Source organism: Chryseobacterium aurantiacum, assembly GCF_003020585.1.
Lineage (GTDB): Bacteria > Bacteroidota > Bacteroidia > Flavobacteriales > Weeksellaceae > Chryseobacterium > Chryseobacterium aurantiacum.
Map to the genome: position 1 here is coordinate 197,745 of NZ_PXUE01000002.1, position 24,890 is coordinate 222,634.

The window sequence follows — 24,890 nt, forward strand, 5'->3', positions numbered from 1 at the left end:
TTATTAGTGTTTATAGTTGTAGTTGAATTCCTTTACTAATTTACCTGTCTGGCTCTCTTCCCTGATTTCCTTAAGCCTGCCGGAGGAGTCATAGAGGTAAACCTCCCTGATGCCGGATGGTGGGGTGATGCTTCTTACTCCAATGAGTGGATCGTGGGTGTAGGTCGTGATCTTAAATCCGGCAAGGTTTGGGTTATTCCGGAAGTCATTTAATTCCTTGAGCAATGCGGCTTCATCATTATTGGCAGCCATACCGGCGTCTGTATCAGAAGCAGTAACCATGGCTAAAGTATAAGATAAAATCTGTTCATAGGTAGCCCCCTCAATCTTGGCAATGGGCAGGGTATTGTTGTAACCCCAGACAATGGATACCGGGGTACTGCTGTTACCATTGGTATCAGGCTTAGGATTATACTGCAATAGATTTCCGCTTACAGTGCTGTACAGCTTATACAATACCTCTGTAGCCAGGGTATTACTCTGCGTATCCAGGCTGGATACACTTATAGGCAACGCCAGTCCTGATGTTTTATTAGTGGCCTCAGTATCAGAGTTTGGATAAACGGTCGAAAGCTTGGAAATGGTTTTTCCTGCATCTGTTGAATTCAATTTTTTAACAACCGTTGTTTCCAGGGGAATACCTATCATATTCTTATTAATCAGATACTGATTCCCTTTCTCATGGGCATACTGAAAGGTTGTTTCCTGAACAGACTTGTCGGGAAAGATAATTTTTTGTGAGGTAGGCTGAATATGGAGTGGGTTATTATAGAAGTATTCGGTTTCTGTCCTCAGCAGTTTTCCATTTAGGTTCTCCTCTATAATCTCCCTGTCTTTATTCACTTGGGCAGATACCAGCTTTTTTCCATAAAAATCGAAATTGGCAGCGGCATTTTTCATGGTTGCTCCACAGCCAAGATAATATTCCGGACTGGTGGCAAAAAACTGATAGCTCATTTTATGGAATTCATTGGGTTGGGTTGGGGCCGTAAAATCCAACCCTGATTCTATTTGCTGGCTTGATGGGGTCTGAAGAAATGAATAATCATTTGTTAACGTTTTAATGGGAACCGTGTTTCCTCTTTCAAAAATCTCCTGTTTTTTTATAAACCCTCTCTTCCATGAATTGTCATTGAATAAAAGATAGGGAGTGTCATAATACAGTTTCCCATCATCTTCATCATAAAATGAATAAACCGTTTTTCCATTATCATTCCCATTGCTGGTAGTACTTTCCGTAGCCTTGGAATAAAATACCGTAGCCCCATTATAGCCCAGTATATCACTTATTGCAGTACTATAATACTTGGCCAGGGAAAAATGTTTATCAAGTACCTTACAAACCCCCGGATCATATTTGAAGCTGTATCCGTGCTCCAATTCATAGGCAATTGGATAATCATAGATCTTTCCTGTTGAGATACCGTTCTCATTATAGTTAATGCTTTTGGTAAAAAGGGAATTTCCATCGCTGTCTTTCGAAATTATCCTTGCAATCCTAACTCCTCCAACTTCCAGATTTTTCCTTCCAGCACTCGTCACCACCTCTTCCTCTGCATAAAGATGAACATAGGGATCAGGAAGTCCCTTGGCAAACATACTCAGGTAATAGGAACCCGGATCCAGGACAAGTTCAGCCTCACCCTTTCCTGACATTGGAGGAAGTGGCACAGGCATATGTGTAGCTTTATTTATTACATCATAGGAAACCTGGGCCTCTGCTGTAGCCCCACCCGGTTGAAAGGGAATATTATAGAATAACTGGAACTTGGTTCGCTTGGTAACCTCAAAATTCACCTCCTTGTAAAAATCACCATTATTGGACTCTTCGTAGCTGTAAAAGACACCAATGCTTGTAACATTTGTACCATATTCTGTATATCCTGGTTCATCATAGGTATTATTTTCATAGACAAACTCATCGCTGCCCCTTGTAGGATAAATAACCTCCTTTAGTAATGTAGATTGGGTGTCGGCTAGATTGGGTTTCTTTCCTCCCAAATAATAATATGTCCTAAAATCCTTTAAACTGTACCTACCTCCTGCATATTGGCTATAATATCCCCAAAAATCCTTATTATCAGTATCCTTGTCTGGCATGAATGAGTCCTCATAATATTTGAATGAATATTGCCTGTCATTGATCTTAACGGAGTTTAGCTTAAGCCAGGTAGTACGATCACTGATGTATCCACTGGCAGGCTGAAAATAGGACTGGTCAAATACTGCTGTATAGCTGTTTCCTCCATCCTGAACCCTTACTTTATCAAGGGCTGCAATCTTTCTTGTAAAGTCATTTTTCACATCTGCCCTGGGGGTGCTTTTATATTCAAAGGAAACCCTTGTCTTTGCATTTACCTTGATCTCCCTTAATACCGGAAGAGTATGCTTTGTTACCTTGGACAAATATTTCACCTCAAAGGAACTTGAATAGTAATCCGTTGGTATTTGAAAATAATCCTTGGTACTCCCCTTCATATAAGAGGTTGGATTATCATAGGCATAGTCAACGTAGTTATATAGGAAATCAATGACATCCGTTTTAGTCTGAATTTTGGATAAGTAGTAATTGTTATAGATCAGGTTGCCTCCACTATAGGGATAAAGTCCACTCAATAGTTGCATATCCGACTGCAAGGTAATGTCATCCTGAACCGCATATTCATAAATGTTGCCTTGAATATCCGTTATGGTAAATTTAACTCCATCAAATTTTACCTTTTCCTTCCCCGCCGGCATTTGTTTTCCATTAAAATCCTTATCCAGAAAGAACTTACTGCTTTTACCCGGATAGGAAAAATGAAAAATATCAGGCTCTGTATCTACACCACTTACAGGGCTCTTCATAAAGGTACCTTGTGCTTCTAATCTCGAATTGGAATTATCCCTTAAAAGTGGATATTCAGGGTAGTTAACAGCCCCGGGATATACGAAGCCTACCTTTATGGGGTGATCAACAGGAAATCCATTTGGAAAAACATAATATTCCTTCAATGAGTGAAGGTCATCCAATCCATTCACTTTATGGGATATTTTCCCTCCCACTTCCAGATCCCATCCCAATCCAATATTGGATGAATTTTCGCCGGGTTTAAATCCTGTGGAAGTATAATTCAATGTGATTGGAACTTCAAGATCACCAACCTTCAGGGTATAAATGTTCAAAGGATAGTTTATCGCTCCTGATGAATAATTGACGGGAATGTCTACCCTTTTTACCAGCCCTGACATTTCAGGAGTGGTAGGCACAACGTTTGTCATATTACCGAACTGTGCAAGCACTCTAATACTGAATGACAACAATAGAATTGGAAATATTTTATATTTTTTCATTGTGTTTATTTTTTAATAAGTTTAGCGTTAGCGGTTTTACCCGTATCCGTCTTTATGCTCACCAGATAAGCTCCCTGAACCAGGGCCTGTGTATTAATCTTCGTTACCCTGTTTTTTGTTTTCAGGATTTGCAATTGTCTTCCGCTCATATCATAGACCAGAATATCTGCCTCCTTGAAGTCGTTGAATCCTATTTCTACGTAGGCATAGTCAGACACCGGATTAGGATAGATCTTGATGTCATGCTTTTCAATCAAGTCATTAACCTGCCTGTCACCCAGCTTTACAATCTTCCAGTTCTCCTTGCCCAGTTCCTCGGCACTGGTTCCTGCCAGAATGATGGAACCATCCCTATTAAGTTTGAGGTCTGAAAGCCGTTCCTCATTTTCTCTTGATTCTCCGGTAACATGTTTTCTCCATTTCTCATTCCCTAACTGATCAATATAAAGCAACCAAAATGTTTCGTCTTCCTTTTCAATTCTTCCCTCAGCCTGGGTATAGCCACCTAATAGAATTCCCTTGGTCAGGTCCTGGTTATCGGATCTTGAATCCTGGCCCAAAATGACACTCGTTCCCATCAATACATCCCTGTTTCCAAGGGTGTAGGACCTTTGCCACTGCTCATCCCCCCGTTCATTCAGGGATATCAGCCAAAGGTCCGTTCCCTCTTCAATTCCAACGTTCTTGTTCCCTGACCTATCCGATCTGGATTCCCCGCCGATGATGTAGCCGTTGGAGCTTAGTGCAAGGGTTCTGATGTGGTCGTCCTCCCTTCCTCCAAGGTTCTTTTCCCATTCAACTCTACCGTTCTTGTCGAGCTTGATAATCCAGTAATCTCCCTCTCCGTAGTTTTCAGTTTTCTTTGTACCTCCGGCATTGCTTCGGGAATAAATTCCAAGCAAGGCTCCACCATCCCTTGTGGGGATCAGTTTCTCAACCTCGTCAAGGCCTCTTCCGCCTAAAATAAGCTGGGAAGTTTCCTTTCCATTCTTGTCCAACCTGGTGACAAGGACATCCTTTGAACCATGTCCTTTTGGGGAGTTTTGTACATTACCCGCAACAAGGAATCCCAAATCGGTGGTTTGAACCACGGCTCTTGCTTCTTCATCAGCTGTTGTTCCCAAGGTTTCTTGCCAAATCTCATCTCCAAACTCATTGATTCGGATCAGCCAGATGTCTGAACCACCCTTGGAATCATCCTTTTTATCCAGGCCCTTGCCTGAATACGAGGTTCCAGCCAATAGGAATCCTCCATCCTGGGTGGTTACTGTTGCCGATAAATAATCATGATCCTGGCCTGAAAAGTATTTTTCCCAGACCTGTTCTCCCTGCTGATTAAGCTTTACCAAATGGAAATCGTAGCCATTGTTTTGTTTGTTGTTCTGCTGAAGCTTGTCGCTCTGAATGGAGCTTCCCGTAATAAGATATTGCTGATCAATGGAGGTGGTAACCTGGCTTAAAAAGTCCTGGGTGCCGGACTTAATATCTTTCTGCCAGACCACTTCCTGGGCAGATAAGCCCAGTACAGTGCACAAGGTAAATGCACCGAGATAAATATTTTTCATTTTAGTGTTTTAATTAATGTTTGGTTTTATTAATTCGTTATAAAACTACCCATTTTAAAAACACAAAATCAAAAATACAGCTCATTTACATGTCATTTTAATTTATAAAACATATTTTAATTATTAAAATCACTTTACAATCATTTATTAAATCACAATGACAAGATATAACGTATTATTTTCACCCAAAAAAGCCTTTGAAAAATTTCAAAGGCTTTTTTTATTTCTATCCTGAAGAATTCTTTCTATCTCTTCCAGTGAAAAATCTTTTGCTTTCAATAGAATAAGAAAATGATATAAAAGATCTGCAGCTTCATTTTTAAAGAGTATATCATTATTATCCTTAGCCTCAATCACAACTTCTACGGCTTCCTCACCTACTTTTTGAGCTACTTTATTCATTCCTTTCTGATATAAAGAATATGTATAAGAACTTTCTACTTTATCATCAATTCTTTGAGATATTTTTTCTTCCAATTCATATAAAAACCCCTTGGGATCTTTTTCACCGAAGCAACTGAAACTTCCTGTATGGCAAACCACATTTGTTGGAATGACCTTAATCAGTATGGTATCCTGATCACAGTCTATATCTATGCTTTTTACTTCTAAAAAATTACCGGACTCCTCTCCTTTTGTCCATAATCTGTTTTTGGAACGGCTGAAAAAAGTAACTCTTTTTTCGTTTTTTGTTTTTTCAAATGCTTCTTCATTCATATAGCCCAGCATCAAAACCTGTAATGTTCTGTTGTCCTGAATTACTACCGGAACAAGGCCATTGTCTTTATTAAAATTAATGTTCATCGTACTTCTATTTTTTGAGTTTTTAATTGTTTTTTTAAATCCTGAATCCCAATTTCATTAAAATGGAATATACTGGCAGCCAATGCACCTGTAGCCTTGGTTTCACGGAATACTTCAACAAAATCATTTGTTCCTCCTGCACCTCCGGAAGCAATGACAGGAATACCTATACTTTCTGAAACCAGCTTCGTAATTCTAAGATCAAACCCATTTTTTGTTCCATCACCATCCATGGAGGTTAAAAGAATTTCACCTGCTCCCAATTTTTCGGCCTGCTTTGCCCATTCTACAGTAGTAAGTTCTGTAGCTTTTCTTCCTCCATTAATATGAACAACATCAGCCTCTTCTACCAACCTGGTATCGATAGCAACTACAATACACTGACTGCCAAACTCATTGGCCAGCTCTGAAATAAGGTTGGGATTTTTCACTGCAGAAGAATTGATACTAATTTTATCTGCTCCTGCTTCCAAAAGTTTTCTGACATCTTCAATAGACGATATACCACCACCCACGGTAAAAGGAATGCTTAACTCTTTCGCAATATCTCTTACCAATTCTACAAATGTTTTTCTATCCTCCAGGGTTGCCGTAATATCAAGAAAAACCAGTTCATCAGCACCTTCCTTTTCATATTTTTTTGCCAATTCTACAGGATTTCCTGCATTTTTCAGATCCTCAAAATTGATTCCCTTTACCGTACAGCCGTCCTTAATATCCAGACACGGAATAATTCTTTTTTTAAGCATTTTCAATAAAGTTTTGAAGTTGTTGGAGGCTTATTTTTCCCTCATAAATCGCTTTCCCGATAATAGTCCCGGAGCAGCCGATATCTTTCATTTTATGAACATCCTTAATGCCTGAAATTCCACCGCTTGCCACCAACTGAACTGAGGTTTTATATAAAATCTCAATATACAGCCCGGTTGAGGGACCTTCAAGCATTCCGTCCTTTGAAATATCAGTGCAAATGGTGCTTTGAATTCCTTTTTCCTGATATTGAAGAATGAAATCAAGAATATCCTCATTACTTTCCTCCTGCCATCCCGAGGTTTTAATCTTCCTGTTCTCACAGTCTGCTCCAAGGATAATTTTTTCCGGACCATACTTTTCGATAGCGCGGTAGCAAAACTCAGGATCCTGAACAGCAATACTTCCTAAGGTAATCTGCTTTGCACCTGAATTGAATGCGATTTCTATATCCTGTTCTGTCTTCAATCCTCCTCCAAAATCAATGTGAAGCGAAGTTGAACCAGCAATGTTCTCCAATACTTTCTGATTAACAATGTGCTTGGATTTTGCCCCATCAAGATCTACCAAATGCAGGTATTTAATCCCAAAATCTTCAAACTCTCTCGCAATTTCCACAGGGTTTTCATTGTATATTTTCTTTGTGTTGTAATCCCCTTTTGATAAACGCACACACTTTCCATCAATAATATCAATAGCCGGAATAATCTTCATTTTGATAAGTTTATAAAGTTTTTAAGTAGTTGACGACCAATGGCTCCCGATTTTTCCGGGTGAAACTGCATCGCATAGAAATTATCTTTCTGTAAAGACGCACTGAATGGCAGAATATAGTCACAAACTGACGTTGTAAAGTTTGAAAGCTCACAATAGTAACTATGTACAAAATAGATATCATCCTCTTTTTCAATGCCTGAAAATAGTGATGAATTCTGCTCTGAAACAGTATTCCATCCCATATGCGGCACTAAACCCTTGGGTGGAAATCTTTTCACATTGATGTCAAAAATCCCCATTCCCTCAGTATTTCCCTCTTCATTCGCTTTGCACATAAGCTGCATTCCCAAACAGATCCCTAAAACAGGTTGTTTCAGACTCGGAATAAGCAAATCAAGGCCTTTTTCCTTTAACAGTTTCATGGTTGAAGACGCCTCTCCTACACCCGGGAAAATAACTTTATCGGCTTTTAGGATAACCTCAGGGTCATCTGTAATAACTGAGTCCGCTTGAAGCCTGTTTAAAGCATTCTCTACAGAGCTTACATTGCCACCATTATATTTTATTATTGCAATCATATGTTATAAACTTCCTTTAGTTGAGGGCAAACCATAATTAGCATCTGATTGATTGACTGCCATTTTAACAGCCTTTGCAAATGCCTTGAAAATAGATTCTATCTTGTGGTGTTCGTTGTCTCCTTCTGCTTTGATGTTCAGATTAGATCTTGAGGAATCTGTAAAAGACTTGAAGAAGTGAAAGAACATTTCTGTAGGAACGTCGCCTATTTTTTCTCTTTTAAATTCAGCATCCCAAACTAACCATGCCCTTCCTCCGAAATCAATCGCCACCTGTGACAGGCAATCGTCCATAGGAAGCAGGAAACCATATCTTTCAATACCTTTTTTCTTCCCCAGGGCTTTTACAATAGCTTCTCCCAGAACAATTCCTGTATCTTCAATAGTATGATGTTCATCCACTGCAAGATCTCCATTCACTTTGATTGTAAGGTCCATATTTCCGTGTCTTGCGATCTGCTCGAGCATATGGTCAAAAAAGTGAAGCCCTGTTGAAATTTCAGAATTACCATTTCCGTCAATATTAACTTCGATATCTATTTCTGTTTCATTCGTTTTTCTGGATACTCTGGCTCTTCTCATCCCAGCTTTTAAGAAGAGATAAATTTCATTCCATCCTGTAGTAACAAGACTTACTTCTTCATTAAAGTTTTGGTTTAGAAAAATAGCCTTAGATCCCAAGTTTTTAGCTAATTGAATATCTGTAACTCGATCACCAATTACATAGGAATTTTCAAGATCATAATTTCCATAGATATATTTTGAAAGCATTCCAGTACCCGGTTTTCTGGTAGGTAAACCTTCGTGTTCAAAGCTTTTATCTATTAAAATATCACTAAAGATTATCCCTTCGTTTTCAAATGTTTTGAGCATCTTTTCGTGAGGTTTTAAAAAGTCTTCCAGAGGAAAGCTTTCAGTTCCTAAACCATCCTGATTGGTTACCATTACCAGCTCATAATCCAACTCATTGGCGATTTTGAATAGATTCTGGAAAACGCCGGGATAAAATTCTAATTTCTCCAGTGAATCTACCTGAAAATCTGTGGGAGGTTCAATAATCAGTGTACCATCCCGATCTATAAACAGTACTTTTTTCATTCTGATATAGTTTTTAAAAGTTTGATCAGTTTTTCATTGTCCTGACGGTTTCCAACATTAATCCTGATGCATCCCGGAATAGCGGGATCTCTTCTGCTTGTTAAAATTTCCTGCTCTAGCATCATTTCATATACTTTTCCTACATTTTTCATTTGAATTAAAAAGAAATTAGCGTCCGTTGGAAATACCCTTGCAATACATTCAACATCCTTAAATTGTTCCTGTAACCAATTTTTCTCTGCCAAGATTTTACTTACATTCTCCTGAAGCTTAGTTTCTTCCTCCAGCGTTTTTAAAATCAAATCCTGACTTAATACATTAACATTATAAGGAGCTTTTACAGTATTAATCAGTTTAATAATCTCTTCCGAAGCATAAGCCATTCCCACTCTAGCACCTGCAATTCCCCATGCTTTTGAAAAGGTTTGAAGAACAATAAGATTAGGATATTTATTCAAAAGTTCCAGACTTGACTTCTTCCTTGAAAACTCGATGTAAGCTTCATCTACTACTACAATTCCATCAAAATTCTGAAGATAGAATTCAATATCATCTATACTATTTCCGGTGGGATTATTGGGTGAACACAAAAAGAAAACCTTAATGGGCTGCTCTTTTATAATTGTTAAAAAATCTTCTTTTACAATGTCAAAATTTTCATCCAGGTTAATCTGTAAAACCCTGTTTTCATTAATGGTAGCATAAAAACCATACATGGCAAACGAGGGGTTCATCATTAGAATAGAATCTTTTTTAGGTTCGCAAAAAATCTTAATGATTAAATCAATCAGTTCATCACTTCCGTTTCCTATTGCAATCTGTGATGGAGAAACATTTTTAAGTTCTGACAATCTGTTTTTAAGCTTTCTCTGGGTGGAATCTGGATAGCGGTTACATTCCCCAAAAGGACTTTCATTGGCATCTAAAAAGGCAGGATCATTAAATTGATTATGATCTCTGAAGCTGATATAAGGCTGTAATTTTAATATATTTTCTCTTACTAAATTATTGATACTTATTGTGTTCATTTTTATTTTTTTAATCTGATTGATACTGCATTTTTGTGGGCAAACAGACCTTCTGCTTCTGCCATTATTTCTATAGTTTTTCCTAGATTCTGAAGTCCTTCTCTGGATAAGTGCTGAAATGTTATTTTCTTTACAAAACTATCTAGAGATACTCCGCTGTAGTTCCTTGCATAGGCATTGGTAGGAAGAGTGTGATTGGTACCGCTGGCATAATCTCCCGCACTTTCGCAGGAGTAGTTTCCCAGAAAAACAGAACCTGCATTTTGAATCATTGGAATGTATTTTTCAAAATCATTGATCGCTAAAATGAGGTGTTCTGGAGCATAAAGATTACTGAATTCAACAGCTTCCTCAAGGCTGTTCATTACTATAAAACTGCTGTTTTCCAGCGATTGATTTGCAAATTCATTTCTCGGTAAGTCTTTGACCTGTTGTTGAACAGACTCAATCGTTTCATTCAAAACTTTAAGATTGGTGGTAAGAAAAATAACCTGACTATCACTTCCGTGTTCAGCCTGTGAAAGGAGGTCTGCTGCACAAAATTCAGGAACCGCCTGTTCATCTGCTATCACCAGAACCTCGCTTGGGCCTGCCGGCATATCAATGGCTATTCCGTATCGTTGGGCGTATTCTTTTGCCGCCACAACAAACTGGTTTCCGGGACCGAAGATTTTATATACCTGGGGAATGCTTTCTGTTCCTAAAGCCATAGCAGCAACAGCCTGCGCACCACCTGTTTTAAAGATTTTTGAAACTCCGCAAAGCTTTGCCGCATACAGAATTGCCGGATTAACATTACCGTTTTTATCTGGTGGTGTACAAAGGATAATTTCTTCACATCCCGCTAAATTGGCGGGCACCGCAAGCATTAATACTGTTGAAAATAAAGGGGCTGTTCCCCCAGGAATGTAGATTCCCACTTTCTCAACGGCTCTATTCTCTCTCCAGCAAACAACACCTTTTGTAGTTTCAACTTTTTCAATTTCAGGAACCTGAGAGGTGTGAAATTTAGAAATATTCTCCTTTGCCTCCTGAATTGCCATTTTTAATTCATCACTAATCTGGCTTTCTGCTTTTTCAATTTCTGCGTCTGTAACAGAAATATTCTCTGTCTCAGCTTTATCAAACTTCTTATTGAACTCTATTAAAGCCTGATCTCCCTTAATTTCAACTTCCTTAAAAATTTCAGCAATCAACTCCGAAATTTCATTTTGCTCAAAAGTTGGACGCTTTACCAAGTCAGCCCAGGTTTCCTGTTGTGGATATCTATATATTTTCATTTGTATTTTTTTTAAATAACCATTTTATCAATTGGAATAATTAAGATATCCTGCGCTCCGTTATCTTTCAGCTCGTCAATAACATCCCAGAACCTTTCTTCATCAATCACAGAATGAATACTGCTCCACCCTTCTTCTGCCAATGGAATAACAGTGGGACTTTTCAGTACAGGAAGTACTCCCGCTACCTTTTGAATCATATCATTAGGAACATTCATCAGGATATATTTTGAATTTTTTGCTTTTAGAACAGACTTAATTCTAAATAAAAACTTGTCTAGGATTACAATTTTTTCTGGTGATAACTTCTGTGTCTGAGCCAAAACAGCTTCTGATTTCAGTAACGTAACTGTTTCTCGCAATCCATTTTTGAATAAAGTACTTCCGGAGCTTACAATATCACAGATACCGTCTGCCAGACCAATATTTGGGGCTATTTCTACAGAGCCTGAAATAACGTGAATATCTGAAGTAATTCCTTTTTTTTGTAAAAAGTTTCTAAGGGTATTGGGATAAGAAGTGGCAATTTTTCTGCCTTGAAAATAGGCAGGATCATCAGTTTCAATATCTTTTGGAACAGCGATGGATACTCTGCATTTTGAAAATCCAAGCTTCTGAATAATCTCAATATTTTTCTGTTTTTCGATCAATAGATTTTCACCTACAATGGCAATATCTACCACTCCATCTTCAAGGTATTGTGGAATATCTGAATTTCGGAGATACATGATTTCCATCGGAAAGTTATCTATGGAAACCTTGAGCTGATCTTTTCCGTTGTTGACGAAGATTCCACAGTCTTTAAGGAGTTGTAGGGATTCTTCATAAAGCCGGCCGCTTTTTTGGATCGCAATTTTTAATTTACTCATTTCGTCTTTTGTTGAGTCCGAGTAAATAAAAACTGATCTATTGAAGATTTCTGAGGTGAATTCAGGAAACAAAAAAACCGTCTATTTACTCAGACGGTTTTTAATTATTTTTGATTTTAGCATACACATATATCAATCAATTCCGCCTAACAGAGATGATGATAATAATGATGTAATGCTAAAAATATTGGTTTCATTGTATTGAATTGTGATGCAAATGTAGGATTTATTTTTAAAATGCAAAGTTTTTTTAGATAATTTTTTGATAAAGATTCATCAATTCATTAGCAATTGGCTCGTCATTAAATTTCTGAACAAACTCAAAACCCTTTTCCTCACGGCGTTTTCTTTCAGATTCATTGTCCCAGAGAAATTTGATCTTAGCTCTGATATCCAGATCATTTTTAGGATCAATATAAACAGAGTCCTTTCCTCCTGCTTCTGGAAGACAGCTTGTGTTGCTCGTAACCACTACAGTTTTAGAAAAAAGAGCTTCAATAATGGGTATTCCGAAGCCCTCAAAGAAGCTTGGGTAAACAAAAATATCTGCTACTTTATAGATTACAGCCAGTTCATCCATAGAAACTCCTTCCAGGAATATGATCTGTTTTTCCATTTTATTTTTTTTCAGAAATTTCTCAATTTTCTGATAATATTTTGTCTTTCTGCCTACAACTACCATTGGAATTTCGGTTCCGCTAATTGCTTTTACCACACTTAGCAGATTTTTACGATCTTCAATAGTTCCCACATTCAGAATGAATCTTTCCGGAAGCTTAAACTTATCTTTTACAGACTGAATAAATTCTACAGACTGATGTTCTTTAAAAGCCTTATGACAACCCTGATAAATGACTTCAACCTTGCTTTCAGGAACATTTAGATACTGAACAATATCTCTTTTCGTCTGTTCTGAAATAGCAATGATTTTATCAGCCATATTCGCTGCCTTCTTAAACTTCCATAGGTGTATTTTCCTATCAAAAAAAGAGTAATACTGTGGATATCTTACAAATATCAGATCATGAATGGTAACGATCTTTTTAATAGGTTTTTGGTCCCATTTCAAAGGAAGTTCTCCCGATAAACCGTGGAAAATATCAGCACTTTGCTTTTGGGCGTCTTTACCCATCTTTAACTGTCTGGAAAGATTTCCTTTGGAGGTTTCAATAAATGTAACATTGGGACGTTCCAGAATATCCTTTCCGCGCTCAGATTTGTTCTTATTAAGCAGCAGATATTCATTATCCGGATAATACTCGGATAGAATTCTTACAAGATCCCTTGAATAATTGCCCAGGCCGGACGTATTGTGAAAAAAACGTTTTGCGTCAAAGGCAATCTTCATCGTTGTATTTGTTTTTGAAATTCCTGAAATGTACCGAATGTATGTCCTTTGTCTTTCAACCAGCCAACAAATGAGTCAAATCTTTCTACCATATCTTTTCCGGAGTTTTTTACTGTAAATCCTGGCAGTTTAAAGGCTTCTTCCTTAATTTCTGCAAATTCCCAAGGGTGAAAATAAATATTCAGATATTTATCTTTTTTCAAGGTATCGGCAGCCAGTTTTTTGTAGAATGACAGGGGAAAATTATGAAAACTTAACCAGAATAAAGGAATCCTGAAGTTGGGAGACACGGATGCCGGCACCTGTGTTACGTTTCCTTCTTTAAAATAGGTTCTCGATACTTTTAAGTTATTATATCTTCCCGGTAAAAATGTAGGATTTATGGAAGAATTGTAGGAATATCCTGCTTTTTCAACTTCTTTTTCGTTGACGGGCATCATTCTTGGCATTCTTAATCCTGTAACTTTTGTTGAAAATAGTTCTTCCAGTTTTTCTCTTGATTCTTTAAGGTGTTTTTCTTCAAATTCTGAATGAAACCAAGTGTGAGAGGCTAGCTCATGCCCTTCATTCAACAACCTTTCAATAAGGTGTTTGCTATTTTCTGCAAAGACTACTGTAGAAAAAAAGGTAGCCTTTGCATTATATTTTTTAAGGATATTCAAGATCCTTTCCAGTCCTGTCTGCGAAATTGAAATTTGCTTTTCAAAGGGAATTTCACCCTTATACTCTAATGGCATATCAAATTCTTCAATGTCAAAACTCAATAAAACCATTTTAAAAATTTTTGTTTTTAATAATATAATTAGGTCTGTCTTTCACCTGTTTAAAGATTTTACCCAAATAAATCCCCATGATTCCCAGGATAATCAGCTGAAGTCCTCCAAAGAACACGATGGTCATAATTAAGGATGCCCAACCTGAAATTTCTGTGTGGGCTATAAAGGAATGAATTACATAAATTCCATAACCGATAATTGAGATTGCTGAAAACAAGAAACCCAGATAAGCAGCAAGATAAAGAGGTTTTACACTGAACGCAGTGATTCCTGTAAATGCAAAGGTAAACATCTTTTTAAGATTATAACTGCTGCTTCCATAGAGTCTTTCAGCCGCCGTAAAATCTATTCCGATTTGCTTGAATCCCATCCAGCTTGTTAATCCTCTCAGGAATAAATCATCTTCATTAAATTTACGCATTACTTCAACGGCATTGGCATCCATCAGTCTAAAATCTGAACCGCCTCCTTTTGTTAAATTAACATCCGAAAGGCTTGATAATAGTTGATAAAAAAGATCTGATGTTTTTCTTTTAAAATAAGAAATTTCCTTGGGATAAGTTCTTACTGTGAAGACTACATCATATCCTTCTTCCCATTTTTTTATCATTTCCGGGATAAGTTCCGGTGGATGCTGAAGATCTCCATCCATAGAGATCACGGCATTTCCCTGAGCACTATCCATTCCTGCTTTTACAGCAGGTTGGTGACCAAAGTTTCGGGAAAATTCGATAAATTTTACTTCATCATATGTATTGGAAAGTTCTTCCAGCTTTTGCTGGGTATTGTCTCTACTTCCATCGTTTACAAATATGATTTCAAAGTCATAGTTGCTTAGCCCGTCAAAAACCTCCTTGATTTTTTGATGAATCATGGCTACGTTTCCTTCTTCGTTATAGGCGGGTATTACAATTGAAATTTTCTTCATATTTATTAATTCAGGCTGTAATTTTTATCAAAATCCTTGGTTAAAAGTTCGTAGGTTACCCTTAGCCAAATTACAATGCAAGGTACTGCCTTTAAGGAATATTTGATGATATAATTTTCTTTTACAAATTTCGGAAATAGATCCGAAGTTGAAAAACAGGTAAAAATAATAACAAAAACAAGCAATCCGATAATGAGAGGCGTTCTTTCTTTTTGCAGAAAAAACCAGATCAAAACTCCCACCACAGCAATGATGTATGTTGGAGATTCTGAACTGGAGCTGAACAATACTAAAAACAGTAATGTTGAGGCCAGAATCATTAATTGGAATGCATAATGTTTGTATTGCTTAATTCTGATGTAAGGCAGAGCAAAAAGGGGTAATCCAAATGCCAAAAATACAAGATTGGAAATGGAAGCATCCCCTAAAATTCTTCTGACAAACCCCATCAATGAGATATCCTGCATATTTCCAAGCACCTGATTTTCGCTATTCTTCTCTACAATCGACTGAAACCAATCTGAGTAGCACTGAATTACAAATTTCGGGCTCGAATACGCCATCGGGAGCGCAAAAAATACTGCGGCAATAACAATTCCTGAAAGAATGAATTTAGTTTTGTTTTTAATAAAGAAAAACTGTGTAAGCCCTACAATTCCGTAGATTTTCACAAATATTCCTATTAAGATGGCCGTTACGGATTTTACTTCTTTCTTTTCGTAGATATACACTGCAGACAATAATAAAAGACCTGTAAGAGCTACATTAAACTGCAAGCTTAAAGCCGCTGTAATATACTCCTGAAGACATAATAATCCAAAAATAGCCTTTTTGGAATCTGAAAACGGCAGTTTATGAATTGCATAGATAAAAATAAAGGTATTACCAATATTCCAAAGGGAAATGCCCAACCAGTCTGGCATCATTGCAAACGGAGCAATCAATGCACTAAAGAAAACCCCGTAATGATTTAAATCAAAATAAAGTTCAGGATAATGGATAAATAAATTCTTCTGATGGATGGTATTAAAGAATACATTTTTGAAGATCAGATAATTATTGATCGCATAATCTCCTCTAAGGTATTTGGAAATTGCGGTAACAACCGATATAATAAGATAAACCCCAAATATATATTTAGGGTTTAAAAGTATTTTAAGAAATTTTTCTTTCAAGATTGTGTGGTATTAGCTTAAAAATTGAATCTTAAACAGCTACATTATTATCTCTCAATGCATCATTCAGAGATGTTTTCTTATCTGTAGATTCCTTTCTCTGACCGATGATTAATGCACATGGAACCTGGTACTCTCCAGCAGGATACTGTTTTGTATAGCTTCCAGGGATTACCACAGAACGTGCAGGAACTCTTCCTTTAATTTCGATTGGCGTATCTCCTGTTACGTCAATAATTTTTGTAGATGCTGTTAATACAACATTGGCTCCCAATACAGCTTCTTTTTCTACATGAACTCCTTCTACAACGATACATCTTGAACCAATGAAACAATCATCTTCAATAATTACCGGAGCAGCCTGTAATGGCTCCAATACTCCACCGATACCAACACCACCACTCAGGTGAACGTTTTTACCGATTTGTGCACAGCTTCCAACAGTTGCCCAAGTATCTACCATAGTTCCTGAATCTACATAAGCACCAATGTTTACATAAGATGGCATCATAATTACTCCTGAAGCCACGAAAGAACCTTCTCTTGCAATAGCGTGAGGAACTACTCTTACCCCTTTTTCTGCATAATTTTTCTTTAAAGGAATTTTGTCATGAAATTCAAATGGACCTACCTCAATAGTTACCATTTTCTGGATCGGGAAATACATTACTACTGCTTTCTTCACCCATTCATTTACCTGCCATCCGTTTTCTGTAGGCTCAGCTACACGAAGTTCTCCGGAATCTAATAAAGAAATAACCTCTCTAATCGCTTTTTGGCTGTCTTCATTTTGTAATAGATCTCTATTATCCCAAATGTTTTCAATAGTTTGTTGTAACGACATGTTTCTTATTTAAATTAGTTTGAAAAATTATACCGGCCAAAGATACAAAAAAGTTCATCAAAACGGTTTCAAACATGATGCTTTTAGTAAAGGCTCAGCATACGTCCTACGCTCTTTTTATAGGTAAGATATATTTGCCCATGTTGTTTCAGTAAAAACTCTTCCTCCAGCCTTATCTGAATTTGCATTAAAATACTGCCAATCAGCAAAAATATCAAGACAATTATTGTAGGGAAAGCCAAAAAGAAACCTATAAGACTCACAGTCATTCCCAGAAATACAGGGTTTCTTGAAAATCTGAAAAGACCTTGAGTGACAAGTTTGGTTTTGGAATCATTATCAATTCCTATCCGCCAGGAATCCTTCATCTGCCATTTAGCTGTAAAAACCCAAACCAAGGCTATAATCATCAGGATTACACCTGAATACAGAAAGAAATCATGCTTCATAAAGCTTATTCTAAATATCTGTAATACCCCATCAGGGAATAAAAGCAGCAGCATTGTATATAGAAACATGAAAAATAAAGTCAGCTTAAAATACCTGCCTATAAGTCCATAAGCAGAATCATCTTTAGGAAGAACATTGTGATTCTTGCCGATTCTTTTCGCAACGGAAAAACTAATTCCTACAAATGAAACAAGAAAAAACAGGATAAAATAAAGTGGAATAAAAAATCTGATAAAGTCTGTCATGGCATAAAAGTTTTTGACAAAATTCATCTTTTTTGGTATGCAATGCTATTGCAATGATTTTCTTCAACGCAGAAAGGATGCTTTAAAAAATATCAAACGGACTAAAAGAATTATTCAGTCAATCATAAATGCATGAATCTAATCACAAATAATAAATTCCATTGTTCTTTCAACATGTTTTTCCTGAACAATACCTTTTGCATACTTACTGTTCCTTCCTATATTGTATTTTGTCAAATAGGACTGATTAATTTCCTTTGTAAGCTCATTGTTATCAATAGGAATTACTGCTTTTATACTAATGATTGTATTTCCACATTGGATCTGTCCATTTTGATCTTTTAAAAAAGTATTGTACCAGCTTCTTTCAGCAAGTCCCCAGGATCTGGCAAATATTCTGTTCTGAACAACTACCATCCATATTTCCAGGAAATCAGGTCTTTCTGATCCGGCTTTGATTCCGATAAGGTTATTTGTTTTGATATGATTCAGTACTTCGTTTTTATTCATTTTAATAAGTTTTTTGTAAAACTATGATAAGAGAATCTGAATAAAAACTTTTTTATGTACAGAGACAGAAACAGGATGCGGATAGATGTTTTATTGATGTGAATTGTTTTTACAGCATCATTTTTCCAAGAGCTTCGGTAAGACATTCCTTATAGCTTTTGGCCACGGTAATTTTCATATCTCCACATACCAGCTGATTGTCTTCAAAGAATTCGATATTGATTAAATTAACGATGCAAGAATTATGTACCCGCATAAATTCATCAGGCAGGCTTTCAATAAGGTCTTTGAGGGCTTTATAATAGACATATTTTTTTCCGCACAGGGTTAGAACTTCTACATAATTGCCCAAACCTTTGATAATCGTAATATCTTTATAGAAAAGCTTTATCAGCTTCTTATCTGTTTTAACAAAGGCAAAGGTTCGGTTCTCCATTTCAGCTTATCATTATATGTTTTTTTACAAAACACGTTGAGCATGAAGATATGCCTTGTTCCAGTACTTTTCGTTCAATGATGAAATGATTACTCCTTTGGATGTAGAAGCGTGAATAAACTTAACTTCACCATCGGCACCAATGTCATGAACAATTCCTACGTGAGAAACCCGGCTTCCTCCTGCGGTTGCAAAAAATAATAAATCACCAGGCTTTACATCTGTAATATCAATGTTTTTTCCGGCTTCAGCCTGATCGGAAGATCTTCTTGGAAGGTTGAATGAGTTTTCTTCAAACACTTTTACGGTAAACCCGGAGCAATCGAAACCAGATGATGTATTTCCTCCGAATTTATAAGGTGTTCCAATATATTTTTCGGCATCTTTTAAAATATCATTGATGGATCTTGGAACCTTACCGTCAAATCTGGAATCCAGCTTTCTAAGGTTTTCTGACTTTACAACCGTTTTATTTCCTGTTTTTTTATGGGAAGAAACTTTTTTCGAACTCCCGCAGGACACTACAAAAGCAGACGCAATCAGTAATACAGACAGCTGCTTTATGCTTATTCTATTTTCAAATAATCCCGTTCTCATATTCCTCTGATTTTTACCTAATTAAGAATTGATAGACAAATATACATTTTATATTTTAATTATATTAAAACTATACTACAACTATATGATAAATATATGTTAAAATTTTGATTTACATTATTTATTGCTATCTTTGAGTTCAATATTTACAATATGGCAACATATGAAAGTGTAATCAAGATCACGGGGGCTGTAGGCGACCTTGTTTTTTATAATCTGAATGGGAAAAATGTGGTTCGGAAGAAAAGCGGTTTCAATAAAACGGCTTTTAAGAAGAATCCCTCCTATGAAAAGGTAAGGCAAAACAGCTCTGAATTTGGGCATTGCTCCAAAGTGGGAAAGATCATTAGGTCCAGTCTGAATATTTACATTAAAAAAGCCGGGGATCCCCTCCTCTACCAGAAGTTTGCAAAACTGATGACAGAAATCAAGGACCTAGATACAGTCTCTGAGCGGGGAAAACGAACCGTAGAAAATGGTTTACAAACTGAGAATGGGAAGAAGCTTCTTAGGCAATTTCAATTTGGAACGATAAAAAATGTAGCGGCTAATGTTCAAATCAAGAATCAGGTTCTTTTAATTAGTAAAAACCATGAACCCAATAAAGCCGTTATTCTTACCATAAAACCGGATTTTAAAAATCTGATGACAGAATCTGCTGAAGAAGAAATCTTATTGAATACAAACAAAGAGCTTTCTTTTAAAGAGTATTTTGGAAAGGATGATTTACTACTCTATTTTGTGGCAGTAAAGAATGAGAACAATGAAATTCTCCAGATGGGGTTTGTATAAATAAAAAAGTCTGCAAAATTGCAGACTTTCTATTTTTATTTCTTTTCTCCTTTCCAGGTCCCGTATTGTGCAGGTGTCGGAAGTAAGTTACCCCAGCTTCCGTTTCCTTTTTTATCCGGATTGAGTTTTCCTTTAAAATCTCCTTTTGACGGAAGTCCTACTGTTCCAGTCAGATCTCCTGTATTACTTACATTACCGGAAATGTTGTAGTTTTCACTACTAACATCGGAATGCATTGTTCCGGACACTTTACCGGTATTGTCTACCACAAAATTCCAAACTCCTTTATCTCCTCCTTCATATGTTCCCGACCATGTTCCTATATAATCATAGATCGTTTCATCATCAGAGCTGCAACCGATAAATAAAAATGCCGTTAATAAAAGTAAAAAAAGTTTCTTCATAGTTTCAGTAGTTTATAACCTAAAAATCATGTTATTCTTCATTACATCTATTTTAAAAAGTAATGCAATAAAGAATGAGCTTATTATTTATTATTTTTTTGTTCCGTGCAAATCTACTAATTTTTTAATTCAAATTATCTGAATTTTAATTAGTGCCCAATATGTTTATTAAAAACTAATATATTTTGGCTAAAATACAAATATTTTTCCTTTAAAATCAAGAAGCCTGAACATTGAGTTAATACTTCATTTGAATAGTTTAAATTTTTCATTAATAATTTGAATTAACTTTAAATACAACGATATAATATAGATTTAATAAGTTTTTTATTCTTTATCAATACATATTTCTTACCTTAGTGAAAAATATAAACGACATTCAAATTACACCATGAAAACAAAGACTTTTTTTTTGACAGCGCTTGCTTTTTGCAGCTATACGAGCGCTCAAGTAGGAATAAATACTACAACACCTACAAGCACGTTGGATATTAATGGATCGGTAAGGGTAAGAAACCTGTCAAATACAGAACAAAAGATTGTTACAGCGGGTACTGATGGTACATTCAGTTTAATGTCTCCGGAGGAAGTTTTCTCTCCAAAAGCGATACTTAATACTTCTACAAACGGTACAGAACAAAGATCTACAATTTATGAAGGGAAATGTTTCCAGCCTACAGATAATGCTTCGTCATGTATAGTTTCCCTGAATCATTACAGTTCATGTGCCGGTTTTAATACTCCGGTAGATACCAAAATTGTAGTGGGACAAAATATCAATATCTCAAATGGACAATTTTCAGGCGTATGGAGTGCCCGATACGTTGACAATAAGGGGTTCACAGGAAACTCGCCCATCCCCAACCAGCCTGTCCCTGATTACCCAAGAATTTCATATCCAAATACCAACACCTCTAATTATCTGGCAAGTGCCTCTCTGGGCGGACTGCAATGCACAGCTGATCTGGTAGCCACGATCAACCCAACAACCGGAGAAATTAAGTTAGAATCTGTAAAAAGAAATATGTATGCCCATTTGGTCTATCTTCTTTCGGTATCACGCTCAAGAACTTTATAATACAATATATCTAAAGAAAAACAGCCGCAATGAGTATTGTGGCTGTTTTTTTTGAAAATATCATTCTTTTTACAACAAAAAGCATTACGTGTTTTTTTATCCCATAGGAATTGAGATTAAAACAGTAAAACTATTCTTTAATAAGCTTGAATTCGTATTTACTTTGTCCATCATAGATTGAAATAATATAAATACCTGTTCCTAAACTTTGAAACTTATCATTGAGTTTGTTGTGTATTTCACTCAATGATCCTTTTGCTGAGACATTTAGTTTTCCCATCATATCATATACTTCAACATTCAGATTTTGCTTTGAGTTTTTACTATGAATATTTAGTATCTGTCCTTTTTTCAAAGGATTTGGATAGATGCTAAATTCATTTTTATTTACTGAATTTTCTAAAGAAGATAAGGTACCACCAGGATAAACAAGAATCTTTTGTCCATTGTATCCTACGGCATATACTTTTTCTGCAGAAGCTGGAAAGTCTACAAAAGTGTTTGCTAATGTTGTATCTCCCGTACCCACAATAGAAACACTGATCAATTGATTATTTGGACCATACGTTTCAAAGGCTACCGCATTGTTCCATTTAGAATTGATAACCTGTAAAAATGTCCCTTTGGTGTTTGTAATAATCTGAGCCCCGACACCAGTAATTCCTGTAACAGGTTGCAGATTTTTATATGCATTAACACTATTGGCTGAAATGTAATTCAACACCGGAGAGACCGGTTTGGCATAGCCTTTCATCAGTACATAACTTTTCACTTCATCAATCATGCTTTGGGTAATTGTAAGCTGTGCATTCGAATAATCTGAGATCATGGCATCAATAGGTTTCAAGAAACCTGTAGTGGTAAAAAAATCTGTAAGATCTTCCTGTACGGCATCACAAGTATTTTTCACAAAATTCATCACCAATTGTCCATTCGTTAATTGGGACTCGTCTGTATTTAACACTTTCTTGATCACGTTGGCATACCAATGCGCATAATCTACTCCGGTAACAGGATTGGGCACAGATGGTTGGTCTTCATCAGACATATCTTTATCAAAAGCAAGGGTCGGAGCATTTTTTGAAGCACCAGCCAATTGATAATAAAGCTCCAATTGCCAGAATGGAACCAGTGTTCTGAAATGCTTATCTAAAGGATTTACAAAGTCTGTTCTAAACTGATCAGCATAACTTTTTCCGTTAACCTGTGTTTGAATAATATATTCACCAAATCTATTTCCTTCAACTCCAGGAAAAGCTGTTTTATCAGCCACTTCCCCTTCTAAATTAGTAAATCTATTTGTGCCCGATGGTGTATACAAATTATAACTGGCCCATAATGAGTAAATATTATTGGTAATTTCAGTGGTTCCTACCCAGGTTAAACCCGGTTCTATCTGATTGACATGTCCCAATTCGTGAGCCACTCCCCACAGGCTAAGGCCAGTTGCTGAGGCAGAGCCTGCAGCGCCCCATGTAAGATCCAAATGAACTCCCGAACCTCCGGCGTACCATCCCCCTGTAGACTCGGTATAAACAAGCTGTCTGTTTTTAAAGTTGGTATTAAACTTGAAAAAGCCCATCATTTCTCTTTCTGATTTTGTGATCATATCATATTTATCAATCAGAGGTTGAATATCAAAATAATGAAAATTACTTACTGGTGCCTTATCTATCACAAGCTTAGTATAATACCCTTCAATATCAATTTTAGGATAAATGTCATTGGTTAACATTTCTTTACATTCTGCTGAGCTCGTTCCTTTTTTATATATTCCATTGACAATTCCTGCTGTAATATTTAAGGTAACAGGAGCGGCATTTACATCATTGGTGTAATATGATATATATCCAAGTCCCTTATTGGTAATAGGCAGAATATTTAATCCGTTTTTCAATTCGTACGTATTTTCGGGAGAAGAACCTTCTGTTGCAAAATCCCTTATCCTCAGATAAACCGGATTTGAATTGGTAATTTCTTTAGCAAAAATAATAACTGTTGTATTGGGCTGGAAAAATATTCCGGTAGGATTTTCATACTTGCTGTAATTTCCAATTTTATATTGTGCATTAATTGACCCTATCGTTTTATAGGCTGTAGAAGTTTGCACCCTATATTTTTTATTGTAGGTATTATTAAAAAGACATTGGGCTAAACCTTTGATAAATGGAGAGGTGATACCATCAATATTCTGCTGTGTAACGGTTGGCTTTAATGTAGTAAAGAGAGTATCATTAAATAAGTCAGAATAAAGAGCCGGGTTAAAACCATTCGGGTTGGTCTGAAAAAACTCCATTTCGGCGCAGCTTGCAAAATTATTTTTGCCATCAAGGACCTCGACTTTTATATTGAGTGGAGTAATCACATTAGGGAAATATATTGTTTTTACAGCACCAGACTGATTAAGATTTAAATTAGTAAGATCAACATAAGCGGGATTAGAAAGGGTATTATAGCTGATTTTTATATTTCCGAAAAAACCATTTCCTCCCCCATCCTGCCTAGGGGTATATTTTATATAGTTTATCGCAGTCTGCCCATTAAATTTATAAATTAATGATATAGGAAAATTGGCCGCTGTATCATTCCAGTTTGAGTGGTAAATAGTATTCACATCTCCATCAAAAGATTTTTCAATATTCTCTCCAGATTGAAAAGAGGAAGCCGATGAACCTGTTATTTGAGGAGTTACAGCAATATCCTGAAGTATTGAAAATTCATTTGTAGGAAGAGAGCATTCTGCCAATATGGGATCCATTTGTTCAGTAGAGTAAAATTCCATCTCTGCACAGCTGGAAAAATTATTTTTTGCACCTAGAATGTCAATCCTGATAATAGCCGGATGAACAATTACCATTGGTAAATCTATTGTTTTAGCAGTATTATCAGCTGCCCAGGAAATTACCCCCGTCGCAGCAATAAAAGAAGAAGGATTGGATTGGGTAGAATATGAAATTTTAACGCTTGTCCAGATTCCGTTAGAACCTGTTGTTCTAGGCTTATATACTAGTTTATTTATGCTTTTTACCCGGTTTGAAAAATTGAAATTCAATTGGTCCGGAATTGCTGTATTCAAGTTATAAAGGGAATGATAAATTGTATTATCATTGCCGTCATTACACATCCCGGCCTCATATCCAGATTGTGAGGGTTGCAGCGATTCTGTATATGCAACAGGCATTTTATACTGCTGGCCAGAGACTGTTATCTGAAAAACCAGGAATAAAATAATAATAAAATAATTGTTTTTCATAGCTTATAAGATATTTAATATAAAAATAGTTG

Annotated in this window: 23 protein-coding genes; 2 read left to right on the forward strand and 21 right to left on the reverse strand. The window is 36.3% G+C overall.

Features of this window, described 5'->3' with window-relative positions:
* Positions 1-3: 3 nt before the first annotated feature.
* The 19 genes from C7D53_RS07370 to C7D53_RS07460 form a co-directional block, all read right to left on the reverse strand.
* A complete protein-coding gene (locus C7D53_RS07370) occupies positions 4-3,333 on the reverse strand; it encodes a hypothetical protein (RefSeq protein ID WP_162926120.1) in 3,330 nt (1,109 codons plus the stop codon).
* A gap of 5 nt (positions 3,334-3,338) precedes the next feature.
* Positions 3,339-4,898 (reverse strand): T9SS type A sorting domain-containing protein, encoded by a 1,560-nt coding sequence (locus tag C7D53_RS07375; protein WP_106915758.1) that lies wholly within the window; start codon positions 4,896-4,898, stop codon positions 3,339-3,341.
* 207 nt (positions 4,899-5,105) lie between these two features.
* Positions 5,106-5,702, reverse strand: coding sequence for a bifunctional phosphoribosyl-AMP cyclohydrolase/phosphoribosyl-ATP diphosphatase HisIE (gene hisIE, locus C7D53_RS07380; protein WP_106915759.1), 597 nt, complete (start codon positions 5,700-5,702; stop codon positions 5,106-5,108).
* Complete coding sequence (gene hisF / locus C7D53_RS07385) at positions 5,699-6,451, reverse strand: imidazole glycerol phosphate synthase subunit HisF (protein WP_106915760.1); 753 nt, start codon at positions 6,449-6,451, stop codon at positions 5,699-5,701. Before hisF ends, hisIE begins: the two co-directional genes overlap by 4 nt.
* Positions 6,444-7,166 carry a 1-(5-phosphoribosyl)-5-[(5-phosphoribosylamino)methylideneamino]imidazole-4-carboxamide isomerase gene (gene hisA, locus C7D53_RS07390; RefSeq protein WP_106915761.1) on the reverse strand — a complete coding sequence of 241 codons (723 nt, stop codon included), beginning with the start codon at positions 7,164-7,166 and terminating at the stop codon, positions 6,444-6,446. The genes hisF and hisA overlap by 8 nt, the downstream gene beginning before the upstream one ends.
* Entirely contained in the window at positions 7,163-7,747 is a 585-nt protein-coding gene (hisH, locus tag C7D53_RS07395; RefSeq protein ID WP_106915762.1) for an imidazole glycerol phosphate synthase subunit HisH, read from the reverse strand. The genes hisA and hisH overlap by 4 nt, the downstream gene beginning before the upstream one ends.
* Before the next feature lie 3 nt (positions 7,748-7,750).
* The gene (gene hisB, locus C7D53_RS07400) at positions 7,751-8,845 is read right to left on the reverse strand and encodes a bifunctional histidinol-phosphatase/imidazoleglycerol-phosphate dehydratase HisB (protein ID WP_106915763.1); all 1,095 of its coding nucleotides are present in this window, start codon (positions 8,843-8,845) and stop codon (positions 7,751-7,753) included.
* A complete protein-coding gene (gene hisC / locus C7D53_RS07405; RefSeq protein ID WP_106915764.1) occupies positions 8,842-9,873 on the reverse strand; it encodes a histidinol-phosphate transaminase in 1,032 nt (343 codons plus the stop codon). The genes hisB and hisC overlap by 4 nt, the downstream gene beginning before the upstream one ends.
* Positions 9,874-9,875: 2 nt before the next feature.
* On the reverse strand, positions 9,876-11,153 hold the full coding sequence (gene hisD / locus C7D53_RS07410) for a histidinol dehydrogenase (protein WP_106915765.1): 1,278 nt from the start codon (positions 11,151-11,153) through the stop codon (positions 9,876-9,878).
* Positions 11,154-11,164: 11 nt separating this feature from the next.
* Positions 11,165-12,022 (reverse strand): ATP phosphoribosyltransferase, encoded by an 858-nt coding sequence (gene hisG, locus C7D53_RS07415; RefSeq protein WP_106915766.1) that lies wholly within the window; start codon positions 12,020-12,022, stop codon positions 11,165-11,167.
* Between the two features lie 250 nt (positions 12,023-12,272).
* Positions 12,273-13,370, reverse strand: a complete 1,098-nt coding sequence (locus C7D53_RS07420) for a glycosyltransferase family 4 protein (RefSeq protein WP_106915767.1) — start codon at positions 13,368-13,370, stop codon at positions 12,273-12,275.
* A complete protein-coding gene (locus C7D53_RS07425; RefSeq protein WP_106915768.1) occupies positions 13,367-14,143 on the reverse strand; it encodes a polysaccharide deacetylase family protein in 777 nt (258 codons plus the stop codon). The genes C7D53_RS07420 and C7D53_RS07425 overlap by 4 nt, the downstream gene beginning before the upstream one ends.
* A 1-nt stretch (position 14,144) precedes the next feature.
* Complete coding sequence (locus tag C7D53_RS07430) at positions 14,145-15,074, reverse strand: glycosyltransferase family 2 protein (protein WP_106915769.1); 930 nt, start codon at positions 15,072-15,074, stop codon at positions 14,145-14,147.
* Positions 15,075-15,079: 5 nt separating this feature from the next.
* Positions 15,080-16,249 carry a glycosyltransferase family 87 protein gene (locus tag C7D53_RS07435; protein ID WP_106915770.1) on the reverse strand — a complete coding sequence of 390 codons (1,170 nt, stop codon included), beginning with the start codon at positions 16,247-16,249 and terminating at the stop codon, positions 15,080-15,082.
* Positions 16,250-16,280: 31 nt separating this feature from the next.
* Positions 16,281-17,093: a 2,3,4,5-tetrahydropyridine-2,6-dicarboxylate N-succinyltransferase gene (locus tag C7D53_RS07440; protein ID WP_106915771.1), complete on the reverse strand. Its 813-nt coding sequence runs from the start codon at positions 17,091-17,093 to the stop codon at positions 16,281-16,283.
* 83 nt (positions 17,094-17,176) lie between these two features.
* A complete protein-coding gene (locus tag C7D53_RS07445) occupies positions 17,177-17,815 on the reverse strand; it encodes a methyltransferase family protein (RefSeq protein ID WP_106915772.1) in 639 nt (212 codons plus the stop codon).
* A gap of 111 nt (positions 17,816-17,926) precedes the next feature.
* Complete coding sequence (locus C7D53_RS07450; protein ID WP_106915773.1) at positions 17,927-18,298, reverse strand: DUF2255 family protein; 372 nt, start codon at positions 18,296-18,298, stop codon at positions 17,927-17,929.
* Between the two features lie 109 nt (positions 18,299-18,407).
* Positions 18,408-18,734 carry a LytR/AlgR family response regulator transcription factor gene (locus C7D53_RS07455; RefSeq protein ID WP_106915774.1) on the reverse strand — a complete coding sequence of 109 codons (327 nt, stop codon included), beginning with the start codon at positions 18,732-18,734 and terminating at the stop codon, positions 18,408-18,410.
* A 24-nt stretch (positions 18,735-18,758) separates the two neighbouring features.
* Positions 18,759-19,331 carry a C40 family peptidase gene (locus tag C7D53_RS07460; RefSeq protein WP_106915775.1) on the reverse strand — a complete coding sequence of 191 codons (573 nt, stop codon included), beginning with the start codon at positions 19,329-19,331 and terminating at the stop codon, positions 18,759-18,761.
* Between the two features lie 153 nt (positions 19,332-19,484).
* On the opposite strand from C7D53_RS07460, the gene C7D53_RS07465 reads away from it, so the two are divergent.
* Positions 19,485-20,123 (forward strand): hypothetical protein, encoded by a 639-nt coding sequence (locus C7D53_RS07465; protein ID WP_106915776.1) that lies wholly within the window; start codon positions 19,485-19,487, stop codon positions 20,121-20,123.
* 35 nt (positions 20,124-20,158) lie between these two features.
* Here the strand turns inward: C7D53_RS07465 and C7D53_RS07470 are convergent, their stop codons facing one another.
* Positions 20,159-20,527 (reverse strand): hypothetical protein, encoded by a 369-nt coding sequence (locus tag C7D53_RS07470; protein WP_106915777.1) that lies wholly within the window; start codon positions 20,525-20,527, stop codon positions 20,159-20,161.
* A gap of 391 nt (positions 20,528-20,918) precedes the next feature.
* On the opposite strand from C7D53_RS07470, the gene C7D53_RS07475 reads away from it, so the two are divergent.
* Positions 20,919-21,605 (forward strand): hypothetical protein, encoded by a 687-nt coding sequence (locus tag C7D53_RS07475; protein WP_106915778.1) that lies wholly within the window; start codon positions 20,919-20,921, stop codon positions 21,603-21,605.
* A 130-nt stretch (positions 21,606-21,735) separates the two neighbouring features.
* On the opposite strand, the gene C7D53_RS07480 is transcribed toward C7D53_RS07475, so the two are convergent.
* Complete coding sequence (locus tag C7D53_RS07480; protein ID WP_106915779.1) at positions 21,736-24,858, reverse strand: M60 family metallopeptidase; 3,123 nt, start codon at positions 24,856-24,858, stop codon at positions 21,736-21,738.
* Positions 24,859-24,890: the final 32 nt, after the last annotated feature.